The sequence below is a fragment of the Streptomyces sp. NPDC054956 genome (assembly GCF_053609185.1).
Window position 1 is genome coordinate 18,453 of the sequence record NZ_JBSGXB010000001.1, and the last position, 25,073, is coordinate 43,525.

At 71.8% G+C, this 25,073-nt stretch carries 22 protein-coding genes and 1 pseudogene; 14 read left to right on the forward strand and 9 right to left on the reverse strand.

From position 1 onward, the window contains the following. Positions 1-33: 33 nt before the first annotated feature. On the reverse strand, positions 34-1,632 hold the full coding sequence (locus tag ACWGDE_RS00105; RefSeq protein WP_453386656.1) for a S1C family serine protease: 1,599 nt from the start codon (positions 1,630-1,632) through the stop codon (positions 34-36). 235 nt (positions 1,633-1,867) lie between these two features. Between ACWGDE_RS00105 and ACWGDE_RS00110 the strand changes: the two genes are divergently transcribed. The 3 genes and pseudogenes from ACWGDE_RS00110 to ACWGDE_RS00120 all read left to right on the forward strand — a co-directional run bounded on the left by ACWGDE_RS00110 (position 1,868) and on the right by ACWGDE_RS00120 (position 4,498). Then, a complete protein-coding gene (locus ACWGDE_RS00110; RefSeq protein ID WP_453386657.1) occupies positions 1,868-2,668 on the forward strand; it encodes a glycerophosphodiester phosphodiesterase in 801 nt (266 codons plus the stop codon). A gap of 85 nt (positions 2,669-2,753) precedes the next feature. Next, positions 2,754-3,355, forward strand: a pseudogene (locus ACWGDE_RS00115) (ATP-binding protein). A gap of 168 nt (positions 3,356-3,523) precedes the next feature. Next, positions 3,524-4,498: a DUF5926 family protein gene (locus tag ACWGDE_RS00120; RefSeq protein WP_453386658.1), complete on the forward strand. Its 975-nt coding sequence runs from the start codon at positions 3,524-3,526 to the stop codon at positions 4,496-4,498. A gap of 220 nt (positions 4,499-4,718) precedes the next feature. Here the strand turns inward: ACWGDE_RS00120 and ACWGDE_RS00125 are convergent, their stop codons facing one another. Both ACWGDE_RS00125 and ACWGDE_RS00130 read right to left on the reverse strand, forming a co-directional pair. After that, positions 4,719-5,339, reverse strand: a complete 621-nt coding sequence (locus ACWGDE_RS00125; protein WP_453386659.1) for a hypothetical protein — start codon at positions 5,337-5,339, stop codon at positions 4,719-4,721. A gap of 108 nt (positions 5,340-5,447) precedes the next feature. After that, on the reverse strand, positions 5,448-6,146 hold the full coding sequence (locus ACWGDE_RS00130) for a bifunctional DNA primase/polymerase (RefSeq protein ID WP_453386660.1): 699 nt from the start codon (positions 6,144-6,146) through the stop codon (positions 5,448-5,450). 419 nt (positions 6,147-6,565) lie between these two features. Between ACWGDE_RS00130 and ACWGDE_RS00135 the strand changes: the two genes are divergently transcribed. Together ACWGDE_RS00135 and ACWGDE_RS00140 are read left to right on the forward strand one after the other, a co-directional pair. Beyond that, a complete protein-coding gene (locus ACWGDE_RS00135) occupies positions 6,566-8,167 on the forward strand; it encodes a PP2C family protein-serine/threonine phosphatase (RefSeq protein WP_453386661.1) in 1,602 nt (533 codons plus the stop codon). A gap of 150 nt (positions 8,168-8,317) precedes the next feature. Beyond that, entirely contained in the window at positions 8,318-9,784 is a 1,467-nt protein-coding gene (locus tag ACWGDE_RS00140; RefSeq protein WP_453386662.1) for an aminopeptidase P family protein, read from the forward strand. Between the two features lie 58 nt (positions 9,785-9,842). On the opposite strand, the gene ACWGDE_RS00145 is transcribed toward ACWGDE_RS00140, so the two are convergent. Then, positions 9,843-10,301 carry an ATP-binding protein gene (locus ACWGDE_RS00145; RefSeq protein ID WP_453386663.1) on the reverse strand — a complete coding sequence of 153 codons (459 nt, stop codon included), beginning with the start codon at positions 10,299-10,301 and terminating at the stop codon, positions 9,843-9,845. 291 nt (positions 10,302-10,592) lie between these two features. Between ACWGDE_RS00145 and ACWGDE_RS00150 the strand changes: the two genes are divergently transcribed. The 9 genes from ACWGDE_RS00150 to ACWGDE_RS00190 all read left to right on the forward strand — a co-directional run bounded on the left by ACWGDE_RS00150 (position 10,593) and on the right by ACWGDE_RS00190 (position 20,497). Further along, positions 10,593-11,414: a hypothetical protein gene (locus ACWGDE_RS00150; protein ID WP_453386664.1), complete on the forward strand. Its 822-nt coding sequence runs from the start codon at positions 10,593-10,595 to the stop codon at positions 11,412-11,414. A 109-nt stretch (positions 11,415-11,523) separates the two neighbouring features. Then, positions 11,524-12,243 carry a YcnI family copper-binding membrane protein gene (locus tag ACWGDE_RS00155; protein WP_453386665.1) on the forward strand — a complete coding sequence of 240 codons (720 nt, stop codon included), beginning with the start codon at positions 11,524-11,526 and terminating at the stop codon, positions 12,241-12,243. Between the two features lie 106 nt (positions 12,244-12,349). After that, on the forward strand, positions 12,350-13,003 hold the full coding sequence (locus ACWGDE_RS00160) for an SCO family protein (protein ID WP_453386666.1): 654 nt from the start codon (positions 12,350-12,352) through the stop codon (positions 13,001-13,003). Continuing rightward, the gene (locus ACWGDE_RS00165; protein WP_453386667.1) at positions 13,000-13,524 is read left to right on the forward strand and encodes a copper chaperone PCu(A)C; all 525 of its coding nucleotides are present in this window, start codon (positions 13,000-13,002) and stop codon (positions 13,522-13,524) included. Before ACWGDE_RS00160 ends, ACWGDE_RS00165 begins: the two co-directional genes overlap by 4 nt. Positions 13,525-13,546: 22 nt before the next feature. Beyond that, on the forward strand, positions 13,547-15,598 hold the full coding sequence (locus ACWGDE_RS00170; protein ID WP_453386668.1) for a copper resistance CopC/CopD family protein: 2,052 nt from the start codon (positions 13,547-13,549) through the stop codon (positions 15,596-15,598). A 5-nt stretch (positions 15,599-15,603) separates the two neighbouring features. Continuing rightward, positions 15,604-16,905, forward strand: coding sequence for an iron uptake transporter deferrochelatase/peroxidase subunit (efeB, locus tag ACWGDE_RS00175; protein WP_453386669.1), 1,302 nt, complete (start codon positions 15,604-15,606; stop codon positions 16,903-16,905). A 42-nt stretch (positions 16,906-16,947) separates the two neighbouring features. Next, on the forward strand, positions 16,948-17,883 hold the full coding sequence (gene pheA, locus ACWGDE_RS00180) for a prephenate dehydratase (protein WP_453386670.1): 936 nt from the start codon (positions 16,948-16,950) through the stop codon (positions 17,881-17,883). Between the two features lie 527 nt (positions 17,884-18,410). Beyond that, positions 18,411-19,688: a serine--tRNA ligase gene (gene serS, locus ACWGDE_RS00185; protein ID WP_453386671.1), complete on the forward strand. Its 1,278-nt coding sequence runs from the start codon at positions 18,411-18,413 to the stop codon at positions 19,686-19,688. Next, positions 19,685-20,497: an HAD family hydrolase gene (locus ACWGDE_RS00190; protein WP_453386672.1), complete on the forward strand. Its 813-nt coding sequence runs from the start codon at positions 19,685-19,687 to the stop codon at positions 20,495-20,497. The genes serS and ACWGDE_RS00190 overlap by 4 nt, the downstream gene beginning before the upstream one ends. A 97-nt stretch (positions 20,498-20,594) precedes the next feature. Here the strand turns inward: ACWGDE_RS00190 and ACWGDE_RS00195 are convergent, their stop codons facing one another. The 5 genes from ACWGDE_RS00195 to ACWGDE_RS00215 all read right to left on the reverse strand — a co-directional run bounded on the left by ACWGDE_RS00195 (position 20,595) and on the right by ACWGDE_RS00215 (position 24,923). Next, entirely contained in the window at positions 20,595-21,251 is a 657-nt protein-coding gene (locus ACWGDE_RS00195; protein WP_453386673.1) for a rhomboid-like protein, read from the reverse strand. Positions 21,252-21,360: 109 nt separating this feature from the next. After that, positions 21,361-22,080 (reverse strand): ABC transporter permease, encoded by a 720-nt coding sequence (locus ACWGDE_RS00200; protein WP_453386674.1) that lies wholly within the window; start codon positions 22,078-22,080, stop codon positions 21,361-21,363. Positions 22,081-22,094: 14 nt separating this feature from the next. Next, positions 22,095-23,006 carry an ABC transporter ATP-binding protein gene (locus ACWGDE_RS00205; protein ID WP_453386675.1) on the reverse strand — a complete coding sequence of 304 codons (912 nt, stop codon included), beginning with the start codon at positions 23,004-23,006 and terminating at the stop codon, positions 22,095-22,097. Continuing rightward, complete coding sequence (locus ACWGDE_RS00210; RefSeq protein ID WP_453386676.1) at positions 23,003-23,890, reverse strand: ABC transporter permease subunit; 888 nt, start codon at positions 23,888-23,890, stop codon at positions 23,003-23,005. Before ACWGDE_RS00210 ends, ACWGDE_RS00205 begins: the two co-directional genes overlap by 4 nt. Then, a complete protein-coding gene (locus tag ACWGDE_RS00215; protein WP_453386677.1) occupies positions 23,880-24,923 on the reverse strand; it encodes an ABC transporter ATP-binding protein in 1,044 nt (347 codons plus the stop codon). Before ACWGDE_RS00215 ends, ACWGDE_RS00210 begins: the two co-directional genes overlap by 11 nt. Between the last annotated feature and the right edge of the window lie 150 nt (positions 24,924-25,073).

A 25,073-nucleotide genomic window follows, 5' to 3' on the forward strand; every position in this document is an offset into this window, starting at 1 on the left:
CGAACCGGCCGCGCCCCGCCTGTTCGTCGCCGGCTACTTGTCGCCGACCTGCGAGCCGAGCGTGATGTCCACCGTGGTCGGCTTGCCGCCGCGGAGGTAGGTCAGCTTGACCGTGTCACCCGGCTTGTAGGTCCAGATCTCGCTGATGAGGGTCGGGCCGCTGTCGATCGTCTTGCCGCCGAGCTCGGTGATGATGTCGCCGGGCTTCAGACCCGCCTTGGCCGCCGGGCCGTTCGGGTCGACCAGGACATCGGCGGACGCGCCCGTCTCGGAGATCTTGGCGCCCTCGGTCTTGGCCGCGAGGTCCACGGAGACCTTGATCACCGGGTAGACCGGCTTGCCCGTCTTGATCAGCGATTCGGCGACGTTCTTCGCCTGGTTGATCGGGATGGCGAACCCGAGGCCGATGGAGCCGGCCTGGCCGCCGCCGAAGCCGCCGTTGCCCGCCGACTGGATCGCGGAGTTGATGCCGATGACCGCGCCGCGGCCGTCGAGCAGCGGGCCGCCGGAGTTGCCCGGGTTGATCGAGGCGTCCGTCTGCAGGGCGCTCATGTACGAGTTCTTGCCGCCGGAGCCGTCACCGGAGGCGACCGGGCGGTTCTTGGCGCTGACGATGCCGGTGGTGACCGTGTTGGACAGGCCGAAGGGGGCGCCGATCGCGATCGTCGAGTCGCCGACGGCGACCTTGTCGGAGTCACCGAGCGGGAGCGGCTTGAGCCCGGACGGCGGGTTCTTCAGCTTGATGACGGCGACGTCGTAGCCCTGGGCCCGGCCGACGACCTCGGCCTCGTACTTCTTGCCGTCGGAGAACGTCGCGCTGAGCTTGCCGCCGTTGGCCGCGGAGGCCACCACGTGGTTGTTGGTGAGGATGTGGCCCTGCTGGTCGTAGACGAAGCCGGTGCCGGTGCCGCCCTCGCCGTCGCCGGCCGAGGCCTGGATGGTGACGACGCTGGGCAGCGCGCCGGCCGCCAGGCCCGCGACGGAGCCCGCGTCCCGCTTCAGGTCCTTGGGGGTGTTGCCGGCGCTGACCGTGGTCGAGCCGGAGCCGTGGGAGCTGCGGTCCGCGGCCCAGTAGCCGACGCCGCCGCCGACGCCGCCCGCGAGGAGGGCCGCCACGATGACGCCCGCGATCAGGCCGCCCTTGCCCTTCGGCTTGGGCTGCGGGGCACCGTCGGCGGTCAGGGGCACGCCCCAGGCGCCGCCGCCGTGGCCGCCGCCGGTCCCGTACGCGGGGGCCGCGGGCGGTGCGGGGGGCCAGGCCTCGGCGCCGGTCGCCTGCGGCGCGTGGGCGGAGGGCTCGGGCTGGGCGTACGCCGGTGCGGCCGGCGGGACCGGGGACTCGGCGTACGCCGGTGCGGGAGCCGGTGCTGCCGGAGCGGGGGCCGGGGCCGGGGCGGCCGCCGGGGCCGCGGGCTGCGCGGCCGGGGTCTGGGGGAGCTGCTGGGTCGGCTCGGGGCCGGGCGCGGGAGTCGGCGGGAGCTGCTGCGTCACCGGCTCGGCGGCCGGAGCCGGGGCCGCGGCCGGGGTGACGGCGGGCGCGGCGGGCGCCTCGGAGGCGGGAGCGGCCACCGGGGGTGCGGGCGGGGCCGCGGGGGGCGTCGGGGCCGCGGTGCCCTCGTTCTCGGTGCTCACAGCGCTCTCTCCTCGTCACACACGGCTTCAGAAATACTGGCGATCGGTCCGACTGAACGTTCGACGTGCCGTACAAGTTCCAGGGCAAAGCCTTTCCCATGGCCCGTCAGAGCACTGTAAGCCGGACCTGTGCGTCTCCCCCTATCCTTTATCTCCGACATATCGGACGCATCTGCAGAAGCACCCACAGGGCGCTCCCCGACATCGGGAGCCCTCTCGGTGGCACCATGAGCCGGTGACCCACGCAACGCCGCGCCCCATCCAGGTCGTCGCCCACCGCGGCGCCTCGGAGGATGCCCCCGAGCACACCCTGGCCGCCTACCGCAAGGCCATCGAGGACGGGGCCGACGCCCTCGAATGCGACGTCCGGCTCACGGCCGACGGCCATCTGGTCCTGGTCCACGACCGCCGGGTGAACCGCACGTCCAACGGCCGCGGCGCCGTCTCCGCCCTGGAGCTCGCCGATCTCGCCGCACTCGACTTCGGCTCCTGGAAGGACCGCGAGGAGTCCCCCGACTGGGACGCCGACCCCGAGCGGACCTCCGTACTCACCCTGGAGCGGCTGCTGGAGCTGGTCGCCGACGCCGGGCGGCCGGTGCAGCTGGCGATCGAGACGAAGCACCCGACCCGCTGGGCCGGACAGGTGGAAGAGCGGCTCCTCTTCCTCCTCAAGCGCTTCGGCCTGGACGCCCCGCCCGCCGAGGGCCCGCACCCGGTCCGGGTGATGAGCTTCTCCGCGCGCTCCCTGCACCGGATCCGGGCGTCCGCTCCGACGATCCCGACCGTGTACCTGATGCAGTTCATCTCGCCCCGGATGCGCGACGGGCGGCTGCCGGCCGGGGTGCGGATCGCGGGGCCGGGAATGCGGATCGTGCGGAGCCATCCGGGGTTCATCCGCAAACTTCAAGCCGCGGGCCACTCCGTGCACGTATGGACCGTGAACGATCCCGAGGACGTTCAGCTCTGCGCTGATCTGGGTGTAGAAGCGATCATCACGAACAGACCGCGACAGGTTCTGTCACAACTAGGGCGCTGACGTCCCCTTTTGCCCACCCGTCACACCCGACCCGGATGTCACGGGGTGTGCACCGGCGCATCCGCTCCGCATTCGGCCGTCGTCAATGCGCCAGAGGGCTCCGCTTGGGCGGTTTCCGGTCCAGGCCATTGGGGCATCCAGACCATGCGTGGGGCTAAGGAGGTTCCGGGGGTGGCGTTGATGGTGGCACAAGAAGTGCCCACGTCGTCGTGCATGGACGTACGCCATGGTCCTGCGGGCGTGGGCGAGGCCAGGCACCTGATGCGCGAACAATTGCGTGTCAGCGGTCTGTCCGAATCGGTCGTGGACGATGCCGTACTGATCCTTTCCGAACTGCTCAGCAATGCCTGCCGGCACGGCAGACCGCTGGGCGCGCGGGACATCGGCGACGGCGGCATACGCGCGTCATGGCGCGTCGACAAGGCGGGGCGGCTGACGGTCGAGGTCACGGACGGCGGCGGGCCCACCCGCCCGGTCCCGGCCACGCCTTCGGTCACCGCACGGGGCGGGCGGGGGCTGAACATCATCAGCGCCCTGGCCCAGGACTGGGGTGTCCGGGACGGAGCGGCGGGTGAGGTCACCGTCTGGGTGATCGTCGCCTGTGGGGCCCGGCACGAGGATTTCGCTACGCGCGTCGCGCCCCCGGCGATCGACTTCGCTTCGGCCTTCGACGATCTGGATCCCTGATCCCCGATCACCGATCCCCCGATCACCGGCCTCGAACGAACAGATGGCGGCCGTCCGGGAGCGCACGCCGACCGTGCTCCCGGCCGCACCCCACCGTTTGCGGCGGTACGAACGGCTAGGCTCGCGCCCAGACGTACGCCGTACCGCCGCAACCGGGAGACACCCACGATGGCCAAGAAGCGCCCCGCAGCGAAGACCGCAAAGCCGCAGCTCAACAGCGGGGAGATCCCGGTGGTGGGCGCTCGCGAGCCCTGCCCCTGCGGATCCGGGCGCCGCTACAAGGCCTGCCACGGCGCCGCCGCCGCGCACGCCGTCACCGAGCACGTCCGTCGCCCGTTCGAGGGTCTGCCCGGCGAATGCGACTGGGTGGCGCTGCGCGAGCTCGTCCCCGCCGCCACCGTGCCGCTCACCCTCAAGGACGGCCTGCCCGAGGGCGTCCCCTCCGTCACGCTGGTGACCGTACTCCCGCTGGCCTCGCCGGCGCTGCGCCGCGAGGACGGCTCCGTCCTGCTCGGCCTGCAGAACGACTCGAGCACCGGCGACCTCGCCCGCGACATGGCCGACACCCTGGAGCGCGCGCTCGCCGCCGAGCCGGGCACCGTCGTCGAGGCCCGCCGGGTTCCGGCCGAGGGTTCGCGACTTCAGGATCTCCTGTCCGCGGACGGCGGTTTCGAGCCGGTTGTGCACAGCGGGTTCGAATTCTGGATTCCGGAGGCGGAGAGCGCCCAGAACGCCTCGCCGGAGATCGCCGCTTCCCTGGAGCGCGCCAACGCGGCCGCCATCCCGACGGTCAAGCTGACCGGCGTGGACGCCGCCTACTGGTGCGAGACCCCGGACAAGAACCACCTGCGCTGGGTCATGCCGCACCCGGAGGAGAAGCTGCTCGACGCGCTCGCCCGCCTGCACGCGGCCGGCACCTCCTCGCTCGGCGAGGGCACCAAGCTCGTCGGCTCCTTCCGCGCGCACGGTCTGATGGTCCCCGTCTGGGACCTGCCCACCGGCGTCTCCGCGGACGACGTGGAGAAGCCGGCGGCCGAGTTCGCGGAGCGCCTGGCCGTCGCACTCGCCACGGACGCGCCGCTGACCACGGAGGAGCGCCGGGCCCGCGGCGGCCTCACCAACCGCCAGGTGACGCTCAGCTGACCGAGGCCGGGGACCGTCCGCGACCCCCGGCCCCGAGCGGGCCGCGGGTCACCGCTGAGCGGTGACCGGTGTCACAACTCCCGCTAATCGCCTGCAAATCGGTGTCTGAATATCAGAGATCGAATTTGCGAACAGGCGATCTCTTGTTACCGTTCTTGTAGCCCGGTCGCTGGTGCATCCCCCGTCGCCAGCGACCGGGCCCTTGATTTTCCGGCGGTGTTCAACCGTCGCCCGGTGCCGGTGAGTTGCTCCCGGACCGCAGCAGCAGCTCTCCTTCAGCATCCGGAACTGCAAATTCCGCAACGGCCGAGTAGTTCTCGGGCGGACCCGCGGAGGGATCCCTCGGCGTCTCGCACAGACCCGGTTCGTCCCCCGCGCCGACCGCGCAGTGGATCTGCACCGTCCGCCCGGCCGGACCCATCACCGTGAGCACCGCGTCGAGCGGACGGCCGCTGGTGTTGCGGTAGTAGCTGCGCCCCCACGTCCGCCCCTCGCCGGCCAGGACGCACGTCTGCGCCTCCACCCCCTGCGGCGAGGACACTTCGGGCCCGCAGTGCGCGTCCGTACGAGGCTGCTCGGGCGGGCCCGGGCGGGCCGCCCCCGCGGCGGGGGCCGGCGTACGCGCACGACCGGAACCGGAACTCGTACCGGAATCACCGGAGTCCGTGGAACCCGGGCCGGAAGAGCCGGGAGAAGAGCGGCCCAGGCCGAAGGTGGAGAGCAGCCCGCCGCCCTTTCCGTCGCTCTGACCGGCGAAATCCGGCCCGGCGATCGCTCCGGCCAGCGGGAGCGACAAGATGATCAGCACACCGGCACCGATACCGATCAGGCGGAGATTCATTCGCCGAAGATAGCGACGCGGGAATGGGGCCCGGAGATCCCCGCGCCCAATTCCCCTGGAAACTCGTCCTGCTGGCACCCGTACGAGTGATCCGCCGGCGACCGGAGGTCAGTAGGCGAGCCGGCTGCCGCCGCCCGACGCGCCCGTGCTCGCCTCGACCAGCGCGTCCACGACCGCCTCCACCTGAGGCAGCCAGACTTCCCCGTCCGCCGCCGGCTCGCGCTCCCACCGCACTTGGCCGCCGCCGATCGCGGCGGACGGCGGCAGCAGCAGGTAGCCGCCCTCGCCGTGGAAGCGCAGCGAGGAGGGCACGTGGTCCTTGGCGTAAAGGAGTTCGCCGAGCCGCTCCAGCGAGTACGGCGCCACGAGCAGCGACCACCGCGTGGGCGTGGCCACGACCGGCCCGAGCCGCATGCCCTGCGCGTCCAGCCGAGCGACGGCACGCGCGGCCGCGGCGGCGGGCAGGCTCACCGCGCAGGGCGCGGTGCCCCCGGTGGCGAGCAGGATCGGGGCGGAGCCCCGGTTGGCCCACCACCAGGCCACCATCCGGGGGTCGGTGGTGGCCGCGAGCAGCCCCGGGTCGAAGGGATGCGCGCCGGGTACTACGCAGTCGGGGTCGGGGCAGGCGCACCGGGAGCTGTCGGCGCCGGAGCGCCCGACGCCCGGCAGTACGGGCCACCGCCAGGTCCCGACGCAGGTGAGCGCCGCGTCGAGCAGAGCGGGTTCGTCGCCCTGCGGCGGGGCGGGGCGCAGGGATTGCAGGCGGTTGCGGAGCCGCTGGAGACGCCTTCCGAGGATCTCGCGCATGAGCGCTCGTTCCTTTCCGTTGAACGTCGAGGGCCACATCACACCACGTGAGCGGTGCTTCACCACACGTACACGTTTCGCGTCCCTGTCCACCAGAAGCAGGTTCACACGCTTCGTGCAGTTTTCTCACGGGTCCATGAAACGTCCGGCGGGGGCGGAACGCGACCCGGGTCGGGGCCCCGGGCCGAGGAGGGAACGACTGTCGTCGATGGGGACGACGGACCGCGCCGGACGGTTCCCGGCGGGTGCCGGAGTGCGCCAACTGTCCCCGGTTGCCACCGATTACGTACCCGGACCGGCTGGCGGACCCGCCCAGTCGACCGCAAAAAGCGCCCGCTTCCCGCATTTTCCGGCCAAGTTCTAGCCTCGACCGGACAGTGAGTTGCCGTCCCACGGACACCAGGATTCCCACCTGGGCAATGCTGGACATCGCTCCTTGTGTGCGTGTAGATGTGGATTCATTGATGGCGGCGCAGCATGATCTGGGGGTTTGCGATGCTATATGGCGAATCGCACCAGCTGGAAAGGCGGACGCCATGAGCGCCCCGCATTTGCCGAAAGTGGCTGGAATCGATCCAGCAGTTACAGCGTCCCCGCACACTGTGGCGCCCGCACCGGCGCCCCTGTCCACCACGACGACCCCACGGACAGCCCACGCCCCGGCGCCGGCCCCCGCGGCGAGCTCGGTCATCCAGGACCGCCTGGCCGGCATGGTCTCCGACCTCACCACCCTCCACGAACTCACCGAGCGGCTCGCCCGCGCCACCGACCTCGCCTCCTCCCTCCAGGAGTTCCTGCGCGCCGGAGCGGCACTGGTCGGCGCCCGGCGCGGCCTGATCGTCCTGGAGCCCTCCGACGGGCTCGGCCCCACCACGACCATCGGCCTCGGCCTCGGCCACGCCGACCTCGGGCACATCGAGACGGTGCCGCGCAGCGCCACCTCCTACGGGCGGATCCTCGACGGGCTGCCCGACGCCCACGGCGGTTCCGACGTGCTCCCCGAACCCGGCACGGCCCCGGGTTCCGGCGGGTACGCCGCCCCCGTCGACCCCCGCCACCGCGAGGTGGCCGCCCGCCTGGGCTTCGCCGCCAGCTACTCGCTGCCGCTGACCGCCGAGGCCACCGGCCGGCTCGGCGCGGCCGTCTGGCTCTACGACGAGCAGGCCGAGCCCAGCGACCGCCAGCGCGACCTGGCCGGGCTCTACGTCCGGCACGCCGCCGAGCACCTGGCCCGCATGGTCGAGGTGGAGCGCTCCCGCTCCGACCTGGCCACCGTCGCCGAGGAACTGCTGCCCAGCAGGCTCCCGCGGATCTCCGGGGTCCAGCTCGCCGCCCGGCACCACACCGGTCCGCGCGGCGGCGGCGACTGGTACGACGCCCTGCCGCTGCCGGAGGGCGCCCTCGGGCTGGCCGTCGGCTCCGTCACCGGCTCCGGACCGAGCGCCATCGCCGCGATGGGCCGGCTGCGGGCCTCGCTGCGCGCGTACGCCGTCATGGAGGGCGAGGACCCGGTCGCGGTCCTGTCCGACCTGGAGCTGCTGCTGCGCCTGACCGAGCCCGCGCGCTCGGCGACCGCGCTCTTCGCGTACTGCGAGCCCGCCGCGGGCCCGGGTACGGGCGGCCGGGGCAGGAAGCTCATCCTGGCCGGGGCGGGCCACACCCCGCCGCTGCTGATCGGCGAGCACCGCACCGAGTACGTGGAGACCACGCTCTCCGCGCCGCTGGGAATGCTGTCCTGCTGGGAGGCACCCAGCGTGGAGATCGAGCCCGCGCCCGGAGAAACGGTGCTGCTGTACACCGACGGGCTGCTGCGGCGCACCGGCGACCCGATGGACCGGGCGTACGCGCGGCTGCACGCCGCGGCGGCGGGAATCCCCCGCGCCGTCCGCGAGGACCCGGCCGCCATCTGCGACCACATCCTGCGCACCGTGCTTCCGGAGGGCGAGGCGGCGGCCGCCGCGGCGCAGGCCGGCACGGGCGCCGAAGAGGACATCGTGCTGCTCGCGGCCCGGTTCGAGTGAGGCGGCGCGGCGGGCCGGGAAGGGCGGACGAGACGGGCCGAGTGACCCGGTTTAGCTGATTTGTCACATGACCTGCCGGGTGCCGTCCGCTCACACATACGATGGATGAGGTCCATACCCGGTCCGTGTCCGTCGTACTGAGGAGAAGACGTGGCTGACGAGCTCACCCCGGAGACCCCGGAAGAAGAGCAGCCCCAGAAGAAGCACAAGCAGCGCAAGAACGGGCTGTACCCGGGCGTCAGCGAGGAACTCGCCGAGAGCATGCGCACCGGCTGGGCCGACACCGAGCTGCGCGGACTGGAGCCGATCGCCCAGGCCGCGCACACCGCCGCCCGCCGCTCCGCGCTGTCCGCGCGCTTCCCCGGCGAGCGCCTCGTCGTCCCCGCGGGGCGGCTGAAGACCCGCTCGAACGACACGGAGTACCCCTTCCGTGCCTCGACCGAGTACGCGTACCTGACCGGTGACCAGACCGAGAACGGCGTCCTGGTCCTGGAGCCCACGGGGGAGACCGGCCACACCGCGACCGTCTACCTGCTGCCCCGCTCCGACCGCGAGAACGGCGAGTTCTGGCTGTCGGGCAGCGGCGAGCTGTGGGTCGGCCGCCGCCACTCCCTCACCGAGGCCGAGCAACTGCTGGGCCTCCCCGCCAAGGACGTGCGCAAGCTCGCCGAGGAGCTGACCGAGGCCGAGGGCCCGGTCCGCAACGTGCGCGGCCACGACTCCGTCATCGAAGCGGCCCTGACCGACAAGGTCACCAAGGAGCGCGACGAGGAGCTGCGCGTCTACCTCTCCGAGGCCCGCGCCGTGAAGGACGCGTTCGAGATCGGCGAGCTGCAGAAGGCCGTCGACTCCACCGTCCGCGGCTTCGAGGACGTCGTGAAGGTGCTCGACAAGGCCGAGGCCACCTCCGAGCGCTACATCGAGGGCACCTTCTTCCTGCGCGCCCGCGTCGAGGGCAACGACGTCGGCTACGGCTCCATCTGCGCCGCCGGCCCGCACGCCTGCACCCTGCACTGGGTGCGCAACGACGGCGACGTCCGCTCCGGGGACCTGCTGCTGCTCGACGCCGGTGTGGAGACCCACTCCCTCTACACCGCCGACGTCACGCGCACGCTGCCGATCAGCGGCACGTACACCGACATCCAGCGCAAGATCTACGACGCGGTGTACGAGTCCCAGGAAGCCGGCATCGCCGCCGTCAAGCCGGGCGCGAAGTTCCGCGACTTCCACGACGCCTCCCAGCACGTGCTCGCCGAGAAGCTCGTCGAGTGGGGTCTGCTGGAGGGCCCGGTCGAGCGCGTCCTGGAGCTCGGCCTGCAGCGTCGCTGGACCCTGCACGGCACCGGCCACATGCTCGGCATGGACGTCCACGACTGCGCCGCCGCGCGCACCGAGGCGTACGTGGACGGGACGCTGGAGCCGGGCATGTGCCTGACGGTCGAGCCCGGTCTGTACTTCCAGGCCGACGACCTGACCGTGCCCGAGGAGTACCGCGGCATCGGCGTCCGCATCGAGGACGACATCCTCGTCACCGAGGACGGCAACCGGAACCTGTCGGACGGGCTGCCCCGCACCTCCGACGACGTCGAGGCGTGGATGGCCCGCCTCAAGGGCTGATCCGTCATACGCACGGCGATGGGCGGCACCCCCTGCGGGGTGCCGCCCATCGGCGCGTCTAGGACACCTTCAGCAGCGCGTCGTCACGCCACTTCAGCATCTTGTCGAAGCTCACCACGGCTCCCCGGCCCGGCCGGTTGCGGAAGCGGACGTGGTCGGCGAGTTCCGCGATCAGGTGCAGGCCCCGGCCGTGCTCGGCCAGGGAGGGTCTGCGGCGGGCCACCGTCGCGGCCGGGAAACCGGGACCCGAATCGCTCACCTCGATGCGGCAGCGGTCCCCGTCCAGGTAGGCCGTGACGTGGTACGCCCCGGTCCCGTCCGGGTCGCCCGCGCGCGGGGCGGCTTCGCGGCCACCGTGCTCCACGGCGTTCGCGCAGGCCTCGCTCAGCGCCACCGACAGGTCGAAGGAGATGTCCGGGTCCACCCCCGCGGTCTCCATCGTCCCCAGCAGCAGCCGCCTGGCGAGGGGCACGCTCGCTGCTTCGCGCCTCAAGTGGAGAGACCACCAGATGCTCATACGGTTACCTATTGCCGCCCTGGACGCGGCGTAAGCCCCCGAGGACCGACAGAGCCCCCGTTCGGCCGATGCGGCGCTCCCGGGCGGCGGTGTATGCGGCGGTATGGGCGGTGGTGGGCGGGCCCGTACGGACTGACGCGCGACCGGTGTGCGAGGGGAAGTCCGGGCTCCGGACGTGCTCCGGACGTGCTCCGGAGGCGCTCCGGCCGCCGCCTCCGTGCGCGGGAACGCAAAGTATCCGGCGCACCTGCCGTATGACCCGCCTAAGCCCAGTGCGATGATGGCCCGGCCATGACTGCCCCCCACGCGACGCAGGCCGGACCCGGCCTCAGGCTGATCCGGGCCGCGGTGTTCACCGCGGTCTGTGTCGTGCTGTCCGCGGCCGGGCACGCCCTGGCATCCTGCGCGCCGGTCCCCTGGTGGTCGCTCTGCGCGGGCTTCCTCGCCGTCTTCGCCGTCGCCGCCCCGCTCGCGGGCCGCCGCCGCTCCCTGCCCGGCATCGCCGCCGGACTGGCGGGCGGTCAGCTCGCGCTGCACACCGTGTTCGGCCTCGGCCAGCACGGTGCCGCGGCCCCGGCGGGCGGCGCCGCCTCCTCGGACACCTCGCTCGCGGCGCTCGCCGCCCAGCTGGTGTGCGGGGGCAACTCGGTCCCGATCGCCCCGGCGGAGGCCCGCCGCATCCTGGAGAGCGCCGGACTGGACCCGGCCGTCCTGGCCGCACAGGCCGAGGCGCAGGGCCACCTGGGCCACGCTCACCTGGGGCAGGGCCTCGTGGAGCCGGCCGCGGGCGTGGTCGGACTGTTCAGCCCGGCCATGCTGCTCGGACACCTGCTGGCCGCGCTCGCCGCCGGCTGGCTGCTCGGGCGCGGGGACGCCGCGCTGTTCCGCCTCGTCGAACTGTCCAGGCTCTCCGCCGAAGCCGGCCCGGTGCGCCCGCTGCGTGCCGCGCTGGCCTACGTACGGGCCCTGGGCGCCGGGCTTCCGGGCACGCCGGCCCGCGCTCCGCGGTCGGCCCGGGCCGCCGCCGGCCCCGCCGCCTCCACCGGCCGGGACTCCCTCCAGCACACCGTGATCAGGCGCGGGCCGCCCTCGGCGCTCGCCCTCGCAGCCTGACGCGGCACCCCCTCCCCGGGACATTCGACGGGAGCGCAGGTGCCGCGGAACTCCGCGCGCGCCGCACGCGGAGCCACCGTCACCACAGCTTCCGTGGAGTGTTTCTGCCATGAAGACCTCTCGCGTCTCCTTCGCCGCCGCCCTCGCCGCCGGTTCCGTCCTCGTCCTCTCCGGCACCGCCTCCGCGCACGTCGGCGTACAGCCCGGCGAGGCCACCAAGGGTGGCTACGCGACGATCAACTTCAAGGTCCCCAACGAGCGCGACGCCGCCTCGACCAGCCAGCTCGAGGTCAACTTCCCGGCCGACCAGCCGCTTTCCTCCGTCATGCCGCAGGACGTTCCCGGCTGGACCGTGAAGGTGGAGAAGAGCAAGCTCGACAAGCCGCTCACCGTGCACGGCAAGCAGATCAACGAGGCCGTCACCAAGGTGACCTGGTCCGGCGGCAAGATCGAGCCCGGGCACTTCCAGCAGTTCCCGCTGTCCGTCGGCAAGCTGCCCGACAACGTCGACAAGATGGTCTTCAAGGCGATCCAGACGTACGACAACGGCGAGGTCGTCCGCTGGATCGAAGAGCCCAAGGACGGCGCCGCCGAGCCGCAGAACCCGGCGCCCGTGCTGAAGCTGATCGCCGCACCGGCGTCCGGCGACCACCACGACGACGCCAAGGCGGACGCCGCGAAGACCGCCGGTGCCGGCCACGAGGACCACGCCGAGGCCGCCGCCAAGAGCGGCTCCGACACGGCCGCGCGGGCCCTCGGCGTCGCCGGCATCGTCGTCGGCCTCGGTGGCGTGGCCTTCGGCGTCGCCTCGCGCCGCCGCACCTCCTGACCTGCCGCACCTCCCGACCGACCGATCCCGCGCGCCCGGCCGGCACCGACGGCCGCCCGGCATGCGCCGATCCATCCGTACCACCCCCGATCTCAGGGACATCCCCATGCGCACCACACGTGTGACGGTCGCCGCCCTCGTGGCGGCGGCCGCCCTCACCCTCACGGCCTGCGGCAACGAGCCGGCCAAGCCCGGCAACGTCACCCAGATCACCGGCGGCCAGGCGAAGGCCGGCGCCGCGACCCTGCTCGACCGGCCCTTCGACAAGCCGGACCTCGTCCTCACGGACACCACCGGCAAGCCGTGGAACCTCCGCGAGCAGACCAAGGGCAAGCCGACGCTCATCTACTTCGGCTACACCAACTGCCCCGACGTGTGCCCCCTGACGATGAGCAACATCGCCGTCGCCAAGAAGGCACTTCCCAAGGCCGACCAGGACAAGCTCCAGGTCGTCTTCATCACCACCGACCCCGAACGGGACACTCCCGAATCACTCGGCGCGTGGCTCAAGGCCCAGGACCCGGCGTTCACCGGACTGACCGGGAACTTCGCCACCATCCAGGCCGCCGCACGCACCCTCGGCATCGGCATCGAGGCCGCCACGACGGGAGCCGACGGCAAAGTCGTCTCCATGCACGGCGCCCAGGTCATCGCGTTCTCGCCCAAGACGGACGAGGGGTACCTCCTCTACGGGGAGGCCGCCACCGTCGATGACTACACCAAGGACCTGCCGAAGATCGTCAAGGGAGAGAACCCGTGAACGCCCGCACCACCCGCACCATCGCCGCCGCCCTCTCCCTGACGGCCGCGCTCGCCATATCCGGCTGCTCCTCGGACGCCAAGGACTCCAAGACGGCCTCCGCCGCTGCCGTCGGCGCCGACGCCAAGCCCGAGCTGACGGTCAGCGGCGGCTACATGCCGGAGCCCGTCAACGACAAGATGGCCGGCGCGTTCCTGGTCATCAAGAACGGTTCCAAGACCGCCGACAAGCTGACCGGCGTCACCAGCTCGCTCTCCGACGATCTGCAGATCCACGAGACCAAGGACCAGAAGATGCAGCAGGTCCAGTCCCTGGACGTGCCCGCGAACGGTGAGCTCAAGCTGGAACGCGGCGGCAGCCACGTCATGTTCATGGGGCTCAAGAGCACCCCCAAGGTCGGCGACAAGGTCACCGTCGAACTGCGCTTCGAGAAGTCCGCGCCCGTCAAGGTCGAGCTGGACGTCAAGGAGCGGACGTACAAGGCACCTTCTTCCACGCCCACCGATGGCACCGCCCACTGACGGACCGAGGGACTGACACGCCATGACGGCCACCGCCCCGACCCCATCCGCGGCCCGCGTACGCGCCACGGCACTCCTGCCGCGGCTCACGCTGGTCCTCGCGGCCCTGCTGGCAGCCTTCTTCGCCGCGGCCGCTCCGGCCTCGGCGCACGCCGCACTCACCGCGAGCGACCCGCAGGACGGGGCGGTGGTCGCCACGGCACCCGCCCAGATCACCCTCTCGTTCTCCGAAGGGGTCGCCATGAACGGCGACTCCATCCGCGTCCTCGACCCGCAGGGCAGGCGCGTCGACACCGGCGAACTGCGCGACCTCTGCAGCGGGAACACCATCCGCTACGGCACCGCCCTGCGCCCGGGCCAGCCGGAAGGCACCTACACGGTCGCCTGGCAGGCCATATCCGCCGACAGCCACCCGATCGCCGGCGCCTTCACCTTCTCCATCGGCGCCCCCTCGGCGACCTCCGTCACGCTGCCCTCACGGGCGCCGGGCGACGGACCCGTCGCCATCGCCTACGGGGTCGCGCGCTACGCCGCCTACGCCGGGTTCGCCGTGCTCGTCGGCTCGGCCGCCTTCATCCTCCTGTGCTGGCGCCGGGGCGCCGCCGAGCGGCCGATGCAGAAGCTGGTCGTACGGGCCTGGGTCACGCTCACCGTGGCCACCCTCGCGATGCTGATGCTCCGCAACCCCTACACGGGGTCCGGGAACTTCTCCGACGCCTTCGACCTCGCCGGGCTGAAGGCCGTACTGGAGACCAAGTCCGGCGCCGCGCTCGTCTCGCGGCTGCTCCTCCTCGGCGCCGCCGCGCTGTTCATCACCGTGCTGTTCGGCTCCTACGCGCGGCGCCACCGGAGCGGCGGGGACGCGGGGGCCGTCGAGGACGCGGACGCCCGGGGCAAGGCCTCGGAGGACTCCGCGTCCACCGGGGGCGAGGACGCCGACAGCAAGGACGCCGAGAGCAAGGACGCCAGGGACGAGAGCGACCTCGTCTTCGGCCTCGGGATCGGCGGGACGGTCGTCGCCGCGGGCATCGCCGCCACGTGGGCGCTGTCCGAGCACGCCTCCACCGGTGTCCAGCCGGCCCTCGCCATGCCCGTCGACATCCTGCACCTGCTGGCCGTCGCCACCTGGCTCGGCGGGCTCACCGCCCTGCTCATCGCCCTCTACAAGGTCCCCGGGATCGAGCGCGGGGCCATCCGCCGGTTCTCCACCGTGGCCTTCACGAGCGTCCTCGTCCTGGCCGCCACCGGCGCCTACCAGTCCTGGCGTCAGGTCGGCAGCTGGTCCGCCCTCACGGGAACCGACTACGGCCGGCTGCTGCTCGTCAAGATCGGCCTCGTCGGTGTGCTCGTCGCCGTCGCCTACGCCTCCCGGAAGTGGACCTCGCGGCTCGCCGGGACGGACACGGAGACGGCTTCTGCCTCTGCCTCGGCCGGCGAGGTTTCCGTCGGGGCATCCGTGGATGTTTCACGTGAAACATCGGCCGGAGCGGTCCCCGCGGACCCCCGGCGCGCCGCCCAGCTCGCCCGGCAGAAGGCCGCCCGGGAAACCGCCCGGGAGAAGCGGGTGCGCGACGCGGACCCGGACCGCGCGGGCCTGCGCCGGTCCGTGCTCGCCGAGGCGGGTGTCGCCGTGGTCCTGCTGGCCGTCACCACCGTCCTCACCAGTACGGAGCCCGGCCGCGCGGCGGAGCTGGAGACCGGCCGGGGTTCCAACGCCACCGCCGTTCCGGACCGCGCGGTCAAGATCACGCTGCCGTTCGACACCGGCAGCAAGGACGGCAAGGGCTCGGTGCGCCTCCAGCTGGACCCGGGCCGGGTCGGGGCGAACACCCTCCACGTGTGGGCCGAGACCCCCGAGGGCAAGCCGCTCGACCTCCCCGAGCTCAGGGTGGCCTTCACCCTCACGGACAAGGCCATCGGCCCGCTGCCGGTCGTGCCCGAGCGCCTGACTCCCGGGCACTGGTCCGCGTCGGGCGTCCAGCTGCCGCTGCCCGGCGACTGGCAGATCGACGTGACCGTCCGTACCTCCGACATCGACCAGACGACCGTCCAGAAGAACGTCAAGATCGGCTGACCAGCGTGACCCAGAACAGCAGCGAGACCACCGAGAGCGCCCAGGGCAGCCCCGACGTCGAGATCTCCCGCCGGCGCCTGCTGGGCACCGTCGGCGCCGCGGGGGCCGCCGGGCTCGCCCTCGGCGCCACCGGCGGAGCCCTCGTGCACTCCGCGGTGTCCGGATCGGGGACGAGCGGATCCGGTGCCGCCCCGGGCGCGCTGACGTCCGTCGGCGCCACCCGGGTCGCCTTCGAAGGGGAGCACCAGGCCGGCATCACCACCCCCCTCCAGGCCAAGGGGCACGTCCTCGCCTTCGACCTGGCGCCCGGCGCCGGCCGTACCGAGGCCGCCGCCCTGATGCGCCGCTGGTCCGACACCGCCCGGCGGCTGACGGCGGGGGAGAGCGCCCCGGTCGCCGACAGCGGGATCGCCCTCGACTCCGGCCCCTCCTCCCTCACCGTCACCTTCGGCTTCGGCCACTCCTTCTTCGAACGCACGGGGCTGACGGCCCGGCGTCCCGCCGCCCTCGACCCGCTGCCGGACTTCTCCTCCGACCGGCTCGACCCCCAGCGCAGCAACGGGGACCTGTGGGTGCAGATCGGCGCCGACGATGCGCTGGTCGCCTTCCACGCGCTGCGCGCCCTGCAGAAGGACGCCGGACAGGCGGCCCGCCTCCGCTGGCAGATGAACGGCTTCAACCGGTCTCCCGGCGCCACCGCCACGCCCATGACCGCCCGCAACCTCATGGGGCAGGTCGACGGCACCAACAACCCGAAGCCCTCCGAGGCCGACTTCGACAAGCGGATCTTCGTCCAGGGCACCGGGCCGGCCGAGCACGCGTGGATGGCCGGGGGCTCGTACGCGGTCGTACGCCGCATCCGTATGCTCCTCGACTCCTGGGACCAGCAGTCGCTCGCCCAGCAGGAGCAGGTCATCGGCCGTACGAAGGCCACCGGCGCCCCGCTGACCGGCGGCGACGAGACCACCGCCATGGACCTCACCAAGATCGGCGCCGACGGCAGGACGGTCATCCCCGCCAACGCCCACGCCCGGATCTCGGCGCCCGCGCAGAACGGCGGCGCGGCCATGCTGCGGCGCCCGTTCTCCTTCCACGACGGGATCTCCGCCGACGGGACCCCGGACGCGGGGCTGCTCTTCATCTGCTGGCAGGCCGATCCGGCACGCGGTTTCGTCCCCGTCCAGCGCAAGCTCGACCGCGGCGACGCGCTGTCGGAGTTCATCCGGCACGAGTCCAGCGGCCTGTACGCGGTGCCGCCCGGCGCGCGCGCCGGGGAGTACGTGGGGCAGCGGCTGCTCGAGGGATGAACAGCCCAGGTCGCGTCCGGGCCCCGGCATTAGGCTGATCGCATGTCGGCCACCCGCTTCACCTATCTCGGTCCCGAGGGCACGTTCACCGAAGCCGCCCTTCGCACACTGCCCGAAGCCGCGACCCGGGAGCTCGTCCCGATGGTCTCGGTCCCGGCCGCCCTGGACGCCGTGCGCAACGGCGAGGCCGCGGCGGCGCTGGTCCCGATCGAGAACTCGGTGGAGGGCGGGGTCACCTCGACCCTGGACGAGCTGGCTTCCGGCGTGCCGCTGATGATCTACCGCGAGGTGCTGCTCCCGATCGCGTTCGCGCTGCTGGTGCGGCCGGGCACCAAGCTGTCGGACGTCAAGACCGTCACCGGGCACCCGGTCGCGCAGCCGCAGGTGCGCAACTGGCTGCGGGCCAACCTGCCGGACGCGGTGTGGGAGTCGGCCGCCTCCAACGCCGACGGGGCCCGCCTGGTCCAGGAGGGCCGGTTCGACGCCGCCTTCGCGGGCGAGTTCGCGGCCGCCACCTACGGGCTGGTGCCGCTGGTCACCGAGATCCACGACGCGCAGAACGCGGAGACGCGGTTCGTGCTCGTCGGCCGTCCTGCCCGGCCGGCCGCGCCGACCGGCGCCGACAAGACCTCCGTGGTGCTGTGGCTCGGCGACGACCGGCCCGGTGCCCTGCTGGAGCTCCTCCAGGAGTTCGCCGTGCGCGGGGTGAACCTGATGCTGATCCAGTCCCGGCCGACGGGCGAGGGGATCGGCAACTACTGCTTCGCCGTGGACGCCGAGGGGCACATCTCCGACCGCCGCGTGGGCGAGGCGCTCATGGGCCTCAAGCGCACCTGCCCCCAGATCCGCTTCCTCGGCTCCTATCCGCGCGCCGGTGTCGCTCAGGGTGACGTCCAGGGGGCCCGGCCCGGCACCTCGGACGGCGATTTCACGGCGGCCTCGGACTGGCTGACCCGCTGCCTCGACGGGCGCCCGTAGCGCTCCACCCACTGTCCACAGAGTTATCCACAGGAAGAGATGTGAACCTGGGGACAAGTCGACAGAGCAGCATGACAAGGTCGACAAATCGGTCGGGTGGCACAGGTTTCGCGCTGGGGAGCGAGAGGTGAACGGCGTCACCCCCGCATCGTCGATCAACTCTTTGGGGCGAGCCATTCCCACCCGAATGAGTGTGTGAGGGTGGTTTGAACCCTGATTGGGCCCGCCCGCTCCACGCTCGGGATTGATCTATTCCTGTGTCCACAGATGCGGCGCACAGCCTGTGGATAAGCCGGTCCCGGGGGAAATCCCTGTGGACAAGGAACGCCCTCCGGCCCTGCTCAGGGGCGGCCCGGCCGCGGCCGCCGTGCCCCTTTTCGGGGAATGGGACCGGTTTTATCGACTCCGGGGGAACCGCCACTTCCGGTCACCGTGCAGAAGTTTTCCATTCACGGCAATTGGGACATAGCGACACGCAGCGTGATATCGGTGTGATCCCAGGAAGCCCGGCCCGGTAGCCTGGAGGGGTGATTGACCTCCGGCTGCTCCGTGAAGACCCTGACCGTGTCCGCGCCTCGCAGCGCGCCCGTGGAGAGGACGTCGCCCTCGTCGACGCCCTGCTCTCCGCCGACGAGCGCCGCAGGTCCTCCGGCATGCGATTCGACGAACTCCGCAACAAGCAGAGGTCGCTCGGCAAGCTCATCCCCAAGGCCTCTCCGGAGGAGCGGGCGGAGCTGCTGAAGGAGGCCGACCAGCTCAAGCAGGACGTCAAGGCGGCCGAGGCCGAACAGAACGAGGCGGACGAAGCCGCCAAGCAGCTGCTCCTGCAGCTCGGCAACATCGTCCACACCGACGTCCCCGTCGGCGGCGAGGAGGACTTCACCGTCCTCGAGACGCACGGCACCATCCGCGACTTCGCCGCCGAGGGCTTCGAGCCCAAGGACCACCTGGAGCTCGGCGAGTCCCTCGGCGCCATCGACGTCGAGCGCGGCGCCAAGGTGTCCGGCTCGCGCTTCTACTACCTCACCGGCGTCGGCGCCCTGCTGGAGCTCGCGCTCGTCAACGCGGCCATCGCCCAGGCCACCGAGGCCGGCTTCGTCCCGATGCTCACCCCGGCGCTGGTCCGCCCGCGCGCCATGGAGGGCACCGGCTTCCTCGGCCAGGCCGCGGAGAACGTGTACCACCTGGAGGGCGACGACCTCTACCTGGTCGGCACCTCCGAGGTCCCGCTCGCCGCGTACCACATGGACGAGATCATCGACGTGGACAAGCTGCCGCTTCGGTACGCCGGCTTCTCCCCTTGCTTCCGCCGCGAGGCCGGCACGTACGGCAAGGACACCCGCGGCATCTTCCGCGTCCACCAGTTCGACAAGGTCGAGATGTTCTCGTACGTCGCGCCGGAGGAGGCCGAGGCCGAGCACCAGCGGCTCCTGGAGTGGGAGAAGCAGTGGCTGACCAGCCTGGAGCTGCCCTTCCAGGTGATCGACGTCGCCACCGGCGACCTGGGCGCCTCCGCCTCGCGCAAGTTCGACTGCGAGGCGTGGATCCCCACCCAGGGCAAGTACCGCGAGCTGACCTCCGCCTCGAACTGTGACGGCTTCCAGGCCCGCCGCCTGTCGGTCCGCTACCGCGACGGCAAGAAGACCGCGCCGCTGTCCACGCTGAACGGCACCCTGTGCGCCGTCCCGCGCACGATCGTCGCGATCCTGGAGAACCACCAGCAGGCCGACGGAACGGTCCGGGTGCCCCCGGTGCTCCGTCCCTACCTGGGCGGCCGCGAAGTCCTGGAGCCGATCACCAAGTGAGCACGGCCCCGTTCCCGTACAAGCTCGTCGCGACCGACCTCGACGGCACCCTGCTGCGTGGCGACGACACCGTCTCGGAACGCACCCGTGAGGCGCTCGTCGCGGCCACCGCGGCGGGCGCGGCCCACATCATCGTCACCGGCCGTGCCGTGCCGTGGACCCGGCACATCCTGGACGACCTCGGTTACCAGGGCATCGCGGTCTGCGGACAGGGCGCTCAGGTCTACGACGCCGGCGCGCACCGGCTGCTGACCTCGGTGACCCTCGACCGGAAGCTGGCCGCGCTGGCGCTGGAGCGGATCGAGGCCGAGGTGGGCCCGCTGGCTCTGGCCGCCAGCCGCGACGGCGTCGACGGCGAGGTGCTGTTCGGCCCCGGCTACCAGGTGCAGGGCGGCCTTCCGGCGCTCTACCTGGCGGACACCGCCGACGTGTGGACGGCTCCGCTGAACAAGCTCTACATCCAGCACCCCGAGCTGGACGACGACACCCTCGTCAAGGCGGCCCGGGAGACCGTGGGCAGCCTCGTCGACGTGGTCATGGCCGGTCCGGGCGTCGTGGAGATACTGCCGCTGGGGCTGAGCAAGGCCACCGGGCTCTCGCTGGCCGCGCGCCGGCTGGGTGTGAAGGCGGCCGAGACGATCGCCTTCGGCGACATGCCCAACGACATCCCGATGTTCGGCTGGGCCGCGCACGGGGTGGCGATGGCCAACGCCCACGCGGAGCTGAAGGCGGTGGCGGACGAGGTGACCACCTCCAACGAGCAGGACGGCATCGCGGTGGTCCTGGAGCGTCTGCTGGGCGCTGCGTAACCACGTACGGAACCCGGGAAAAGGTCCGGAACAGCCCGCGCCGCGAGGCGCGCTCGAAGTGGCTGTTCCGGACCTTCCTTGTTGCTCCCCGCACCGCTCACTCTGCCCCTGCCGCACGCCTCGTACCAGTCAATTTCCGATGGCGGGTCAGTGGCCACGCGAGCAGTCCGACGGCGAGCGCGATGGCGTGGCCGAGGTCGGTGAAGGTGCCGCCGGTGGCGAGCGGGATGCCGAAGAACGCCAGGGCCCCGGCCAGGTAGAACCAGCGCCAGGGGCCGGGGAGACGGTAGGCCAGCACCCCGATGGCGGTGGCGAGGCCGTAGCTCACGCCGATGTCGACCACGTGGACCATGCTGCGCGGGGCGCGGTTGTCCTGGATGGCCATCAGGACCACCTTCTGACTGATCAGGGTGGCGGTGATGTGGCCGGTCGCGACGATGAAGAGCCAGCGCAGGGTGCCGAGCCAGCGTTCGACATTGGCGTGGAAGACCTCGAAGAGCACGACGTACAGGGGGAGCGAGGACGGGTTCTCGATCCAGAACGCGCTGCTGAGCAGGGCCCGTATGGGGTGGCGGGCGAGCTCGTGGATGTTGCTGCTGTTGCGGTGGAGCAGGACGTGTTCGAGGTGATCGGGCACGATCACGACCACCACGCTGGTGAGGGCGATGATCAGCATCCAGATGTGGGTGCCGGGCGCGGACCGTATCCAGGACCGTATCGGCCTGGACGGCTCGGGCTCGGTGTGCTCGATCATGTCCCCGATGATGCCCCGCGAACCTGTGCCCCGCCTGGCCGGTGGGCCGGGCGGGGCACTGTTTCACGTGAAACATCCGGTGCGGATGCCGGTACCGGTGCCGGGGGCTCTACTCCTCGCCCGCCAGGGTCAGGCGGCGCAGCTTCTGCCCGGCGTAGGCGGTGGCGCCGACGGTGACCGTGATGAGCAGGATCACCGCGGTGGGCAGCCCGACGGTGGCGTCGACGTACCCCTCGCCGGCGACCTTCTGCGCGAGGGCGAGCGCCCACTGCTGGACGCTGAGGGTCTTGGCACCGTCGACGAGGCTACCGAAGAGCGACTCCCAGATCAGCGCGTAGACCAGGCCGAAGACGACCGCGTGCCGGCTGACGGTGCCCAGCAGCAGGAACAGCGCGCTGTAGGCGACCGAGGCGATGAGGGCGGCGACGGTATAGGCGACGGCGATCTGCTGGCCGTTGCCGTTGAGGATGAAGCCGGCGATCAGGGTGGGGATCGCGGAGAAGACCATCGTGACGGCGATCGCGACGATCAGCTTGGTCATGATGATCGTCGGGCGCTTCACCGGCTTGGACAGCAGGTAGACGATCGAACCGTCGTCGATCTCCGGTCCGATGGCGCCGGTGCCGGCGATGACGCCGATCAGCGGGACCATCGTGGCCAGGGCGAAACCGCCGAGGAGATCGGCGGCGACCTTGTCGTCCAGGCCGGTGAAGGCGCGGACGGCGACGGAGATGAGGATCAGCAGGGCGGGCAGCGCGAAGAGGATCAGCGCGCGGCGGCGGCCGAGGAGGGCCCGGTAGGTGAGCCGGGCAACGGTGGGGTTGTACATGGGTGCCAGCTCCTTCAGGCCGCGACGAGGTAGGAGAAGACCGACTCGAGGGACTCGTCGGAAGGCGAGACCGTCAGCAGCCGGATGCCGTGCTCGCGGGCGACCCGCGGCAGCAGCTGGGTGAAGCGCCCGAAGTCGACGGCCTGGATGCGCAGGGCGCCTTCCTTCAGGTCGACCTCGATCCCGGCGGTGGACGGGTCGGCGATCAGGGCCGCGGCGAGCACCCGGTCGTCGGAGGAGCGGACGAGGTAGCGGTGCGGGCGGTCCGTCATCAGGCGGCGGATCTTGCGGAAGTCACCGGAGGCGGCGTGCCGGCCGGCGACGACCACCTCGATGTGGGAGGCGAGCTGCTCGACCTCCTCCAGGATGTGCGAGGAGAACAGCACGGTGCGGCCGTCGTCGCCCATCCGCCGCAGCAGGTCCATGAGCTGCATGCGCTGGCGCGGGTCCATGCCGTTGAACGGCTCGTCGAGCAGGAGCACGGACGGGTCGTGGACGAGGGCGGAGGCCATCTTCACGCGCTGGCGCATGCCCTTGGAGTACGTGGAGATCTTGCGGTCCTGCGCGTACTCCATCTCGACCGTGGCCAGGGCCCGCTGGGCGTCCACGTCGCCGAGACCGTGCAGTTCGGCGTTGGCGACGACGAACTCCCGGCCGGTGAGGAAGTCGTACATGGCCTCGCGCTCGGGCACCACGCCGATCTGCTTGTAGACCTGCTCGTTCTGCCAGATCGGGGTGCCGTCGAGGGTGACCTTGCCCGTGGAGGGGGCGAGGAAGCCGCCCATCATGTTGATGAGGGTGGACTTGCCCGCGCCGTTGGGGCCGAGCAGGCCGGTGACGCCGGGACCGATGCGCATGGTCACGTCGTTGACGGCGACGACGTTCCCGAACCAGCGGGAAGTGTGGTCGATGTCGATGATGGTCACAGCCCGGCCTTCCGGTAGCGGGCCATCAGGGCGGCGTAGGAGCCGGCGATCAGGCCGAGGATGACGAGCAGGTAGACGGAACCGGCGGCGGCCGAGGGGGCCTCCTGGCCGGGGAAGGCGGAGGTGGCGCCGAGGAAGGCCGCCTGGAATCCGTCGATGAGGCTGATCGGGGAGAACAGCCCCAGCCACTCGACGACTCCGGTCGAGCCGGTGCCGTAGGCGATGCCCTGGACGGCGGACACGGCGCCGTAGGGGATCACGAGCACGCCGATGATCGCGGCGACGCCGAAGCCGCGGCGCGGGGTGAGCGCGGCCATGACCAGGCCGAGGCCGGAGAAGAGCAGCGAAAGCAGCAGTACCGACACCAGTCCCTGCCCGAATCCCTTGGTCTGGTCGCCGAAGTCGAACTTCGCGAGCAGCGAGCCGATGTACATGATCAGCAGCGGCGTGGCGGTGAGGATGAACATGGCCGAGGCCATCGCCGCGAACTTGGCCACCACGTAGTCCACGCGCTCGATGGGGCGCGAGAAGTAGAGCGGCACCGTCTTGAAGCGCAGGTCCCGGGAGACCGACTGGGGTGCCTGGGACGCGAGGTAGAGGCCGATGATCACCTGGGTGGTCAGGGCGTACGTCGTGTACTTGATCGGCAGGTCGGTGGAGCCGGGCACGGCGATGGCGACCGCGACGAGGATCAGCGCGGGAACGCACATGACCGCGAAGAGCAGCATCGGCAGCACCTTGGACTTGGCCGAGCGGCCGAGTCCGTAGGCACCGCGCAGGGACTGCGCGAACAGCGACTTGCGGGCGTAGGAGCGGCCGAGCCGGGGGCCGTCGTAGGACCGGTAGCCGATGTTGTGGATCTGGGTCGAGGTGTCAGGCGCCATCGGAACCGGCTCCCTTCTGCTGGGTGGCGGACTGTGCGGCGGCCATGTTGGCCGCCCACGCGGCGGACCGGGCCGAGGCCTGGGCGGCCGTCGCGTCGCTGTCGCGGAAGACCTCCGCGATGTGGTGGCGGCGCTGCTCCATGCGGACCAGGCCGAGGCCGAGGTCGGCCACGGTGTCGCGGACCACGTCGTACGTGGCTTCGCCGGTGGCCTCGACGAGGAGGATGTGGCCGGCCCCGGGCAGGCCCTCCTCCTCGCCCGCGTGCAGCGTGACCCCCGCCGCGGTGAGGGCTCCCCGCAGGGCGGCGGTGCCGTCCGGGTGGGCGTCGGAGTCGGTGACCTCGACCGCGAGGGTCGTGGTGGTCTGCGTGAAGTCGCTGGTGGAGCTGGAGCGCAGCAGCTTGCCGCCGTCGACGACCACCACGTGGTCGCAGGTGCGCTCCAGCTCTCCGAGGAGGTGGGAGGTGACCAGGACCGAGATGCCGAAGTCGGTGTAGACGCGGCGGATCAGGCCCAGCATCTCGTCGCGGCCGACCGGGTCGAGTCCGTTGGTGGGCTCGTCGAGGAGGACCAGCTGCGGGTCGTGGACCAGCGCCTGGGCCAGTTTGACGCGCTGCTTCATGCCGGTGGAGTAGCCGCCGATGGGCCGGTAGCGCTCCTCGTACAGCCCCACGTGGCGCAGGGTGTCCGCGGTGCGCTCACGCGCCGCGGTCGGCGGGAGCCCGGACATGCGCGCCATGTGCACGACGAACTCGGTGGCCGAGACGTCGGGGGGCAGGCAGTCGTGTTCGGGCATGTAGCCGACGCGCTCGCGGATCGCGCTGCCGTGCGTGGCGACGTCGAGTCCGAGCACCGCGGCGGTGCCCTCGGTGGCGGGGGAGAGTCCCAGCAGAATCTTGATCAGCGTGGACTTGCCGGCCCCGTTGGCGCCCACGAGTCCGGTTACGCCGGGCCCGATGTCCAGGGAGAGCCGGTCGAGAGCGGTCACTCGGGGGTACCGCTTGCTCAGGCTTTCGGTCGCGATGACAGTCACGTCACCGACGTTAGTGGCGCGGGACGGCCCGATCGTCAGACCTGGAGCCCGATCCTTCCTCCGCCTTCAGGACTACGCACCCGGACGGAAGGCTGACTCAAGGCTGACGCGCACCGGACAAGTTTGTCCACAGGTCCGTGCACGGGCCTT

Coding starts and splice junctions, on each gene's coding strand:
- ACWGDE_RS00130 (WP_453386660.1), bottom strand. CDS start 6,146: ATGCGCGAGATCCTCGGAAGGCGTCTCCAGCGGCTCCGCAACCGCCTG.
- ACWGDE_RS00120 (WP_453386658.1), top strand. CDS start 3,524: ATGGCCAAGAAGCGCCCCGCAGCGAAGACCGCAAAGCCGCAGCTCAAC.
- ACWGDE_RS00135 (WP_453386661.1), top strand. CDS start 6,566: ATGCTGGACATCGCTCCTTGTGTGCGTGTAGATGTGGATTCATTGATG.
- ACWGDE_RS00155 (WP_453386665.1), top strand. CDS start 11,524: ATGAAGACCTCTCGCGTCTCCTTCGCCGCCGCCCTCGCCGCCGGTTCC.
- ACWGDE_RS00210 (WP_453386676.1), bottom strand. CDS start 23,890: ATGGCGCCTGACACCTCGACCCAGATCCACAACATCGGCTACCGGTCC.
- ACWGDE_RS00195 (WP_453386673.1), bottom strand. CDS start 21,251: ATGATCGAGCACACCGAGCCCGAGCCGTCCAGGCCGATACGGTCCTGG.
- ACWGDE_RS00145 (WP_453386663.1), bottom strand. CDS start 10,301: ATGAGCATCTGGTGGTCTCTCCACTTGAGGCGCGAAGCAGCGAGCGTG.
- ACWGDE_RS00160 (WP_453386666.1), top strand. CDS start 12,350: ATGCGCACCACACGTGTGACGGTCGCCGCCCTCGTGGCGGCGGCCGCC.
- ACWGDE_RS00200 (WP_453386674.1), bottom strand. CDS start 22,080: ATGTACAACCCCACCGTTGCCCGGCTCACCTACCGGGCCCTCCTCGGC.
- ACWGDE_RS00125 (WP_453386659.1), bottom strand. CDS start 5,339: ATGAATCTCCGCCTGATCGGTATCGGTGCCGGTGTGCTGATCATCTTG.
- pheA (WP_453386670.1), top strand. CDS start 16,948: ATGTCGGCCACCCGCTTCACCTATCTCGGTCCCGAGGGCACGTTCACC.
- ACWGDE_RS00170 (WP_453386668.1), top strand. CDS start 13,547: ATGACGGCCACCGCCCCGACCCCATCCGCGGCCCGCGTACGCGCCACG.
- ACWGDE_RS00150 (WP_453386664.1), top strand. CDS start 10,593: ATGACTGCCCCCCACGCGACGCAGGCCGGACCCGGCCTCAGGCTGATC.